We start from the raw sequence: 741 nt of genomic DNA on the forward strand, positions 1-741 counted from the left end.
CAGCCGATTGCGCTGGCGCAGGATTCGTCGGAAGCAAGGTCGTTGGCCGCCATCGGAGTGCCCTCATATGCCGAGGTCTCGTCCATGGCGGCGGGAAGACGCTCACGCACCAACGAGGAAACCAGCGCGGTCAACTCGGCCGTGGTGTACTCGTTCGAATGCTCGCGACCCGTGGACGTCCGGTACTGGATCTCGGCGTAACCATAGTTTTGGTCATCGGAGTACCATTCGTCCCACGCGCGGTCGAAAGTGGTCCAAGAGCCACCACATGGCCCCGGAGTGCTAGTGGTTTCACTTTCAACGTGATTAAGGTAGAAAAAAATAGACGGAATCAGCGTCCACGCGGTACAACCTGGCGGATCTTCTTCCCCATTGGTACTTATGCAATACACCTGGTCTTCATCGTCACCATAGCGTGAGAAATTCGTCCCTATGTAAAAGTTCGTGAATGAGATCTGACTAGACCCCGTCTGATCACAACCGTCATGCTCAACCGACCGTGTCCGCTGCGTGCCATCGGGCAGCCGGTCCGCATCGATGATCAAATTCATCGCGCTCCAGGTTTTCTGGTTTCCCACAATAGTAAGGCTTATGCCTCCCATCATTCCCTCCGAGTACCATTGCGAGGTCTGTGTATCATAATCCTGGAGAACCAGGAAAAAGCTTTTGGGGCACTCGCCGCACGGGATGCCGATCTTTCCGCGGGTCGCACCTGCGTTGACCACCTGCGGTGTGATCGAG

Annotated in this window: 1 protein-coding gene; it reads right to left on the bottom strand. The window is 55.9% G+C overall.

Annotated features, from left to right (window positions below; genetic code table 11):
• The coding region (locus tag G4L39_RS09270; RefSeq protein ID WP_165107706.1) for a hypothetical protein at window positions 1-551 on the bottom strand (551 nt) is incomplete at its 3' end.
• Window positions 552-741 lie beyond the last annotated feature (190 nt).

This window comes from Limisphaera ngatamarikiensis (assembly GCF_011044775.1).
GTDB classification, from domain to species: Bacteria; Verrucomicrobiota; Verrucomicrobiia; order Limisphaerales; family Limisphaeraceae; genus Limisphaera; species Limisphaera ngatamarikiensis.